Raw genomic sequence first — 1,289 nt, forward strand, 5'->3', positions numbered from 1 at the left:
CGCGAGGCTCGGTCGATGTCGCCTAGCGATACTTGCAGTAGCTTGGCTGTGTGGCGCTGTCGCCGTCCCACTTCCAATGTGCCGACCGATGCCCCCACGATCCACAGTTTTTGCGAACCGACCTTGGAAGCACCCAAGGACAGTAAACCGACGCTGATAATTAAACTACCCCAAAATGACCACTTGGCACAGGTGTACATCTGCAAGTGTTGGTGGAGTTGGGAGGGGTGTAATTCGCTCATAGACCCAGTAACACCCCCAAGAGAATTAAGCCAACACGGATTAACAAAATGGCTTTGATTTGGGGTATCGCTTGGTATAGGTAACAAGTCCAAGCTCCCGCGATGATTAATACTCCCAGTACTGCCAACCGAATAAAACCGGGAATGGGTAGAATGACCCAGCAGCTACTTAGTAAACAGGGAATGGATACACAGGCGACTGTATCTAGTGCCAAATCTGGGAGATTATCCGGCAGAGCTAGAGCATCTGCCCAGCCTTGCTTAAATTGCTCTACTTTTGACAGTTGGGGGGTGGGGACTGGGGAATAATGCCCCCGTTCGCTGTGTCTGATTGCGTCCTGTTCCTAGCTTCACTCTGTAAGAATCGAGCTTACTCGCTGTGGGCAGGTAAGGAGTCACGCCTGAACCTGGCGGATAGGACTTTCACCTACATCTAGTTGAGAGTTCAACTCGTAAGAATTGGTAAGTTTATTTACGGACTGGATACCGAGATTCACTTACAACGAATCGCACGGTTGGGTCGATGGGGGCTATTATGCCCCGCACCTCCCATTTAAATCTGGGCGTGCGAGTTTCCCCGCACCCAGCTTCCGATGTTCTTACCTTGCGGTTTTGCTCATGTGCAGGAAAATATGGCAACTTTGGTGGATTGCCATTAGATTTTCTTTTTCCCAGTTGGTATGGTTCCCGTCATTGTGATGTAGATGAACGAGTTCATCTGACAGGAATTTCAGCCCACAGGCTGCACAGGTATGGTTCTGTCGTTTTAAGACTCTAGAGGTTTCGATGCCATAGAGTTTGCTGTTTCGCTTACTCCAGTAGGCAATGTCTCCATCAAATGGTGATTTTGCACCTTTGACTAGAACATGTTGATTTTCGGAGTAGGGAACCTTGGGGAACGCATTATCCAGTAGTTTCTTGCTGGTATTTCGATTCTGTTTAGTTTCCCTGTTGAACACCTTAAACGCCCTGTGTTGGATGTGGTACAACGAGAACCGCGATCCACTCATTTTACAGTTGCGATGGTAGTTCCTCCATCCTCTAACT

Annotated in this window: 3 protein-coding genes; 1 reads left to right on the forward strand and 2 read right to left on the reverse strand. The window is 48.6% G+C overall.

All coding sequences use genetic code 11. From position 1 onward, the window contains the following. A partial coding sequence (locus I8752_RS34765; protein WP_214436699.1) for a hypothetical protein occupies positions 1 to 242 on the reverse strand: 242 nt, incomplete at its 3' end. A gap of 102 nt (positions 243 to 344) precedes the next feature. On the opposite strand from I8752_RS34765, the gene I8752_RS37835 reads away from it, so the two are divergent. After that, the gene (locus tag I8752_RS37835) at positions 345 to 551 is read left to right on the forward strand and encodes a hypothetical protein (RefSeq protein WP_225896101.1); all 207 of its coding nucleotides are present in this window, start codon (positions 345 to 347) and stop codon (positions 549 to 551) included. Between the two features lie 290 nt (positions 552 to 841). Here I8752_RS37835 and I8752_RS37840 read toward each other — a convergent pair. Continuing rightward, positions 842 to 1,289 (reverse strand): HNH endonuclease (locus tag I8752_RS37840; RefSeq protein WP_225896102.1); only part of this gene is annotated, 448 nt, incomplete at its 5' end.

The organism is Dendronalium phyllosphericum CENA369 (assembly GCF_016056275.1).
In the GTDB taxonomy this organism is placed as follows: domain Bacteria; phylum Cyanobacteriota; class Cyanobacteriia; order Cyanobacteriales; family Nostocaceae; genus Dendronalium; species Dendronalium phyllosphericum.

Bases quoted from the DNA above. Each gene is read 5' to 3' on its own strand.
- I8752_RS37835 (WP_225896101.1), top strand. From the start codon at position 345: ATGATTAATACTCCCAGTACTGCCAACCGAATAAAACCGGGAATGGGT.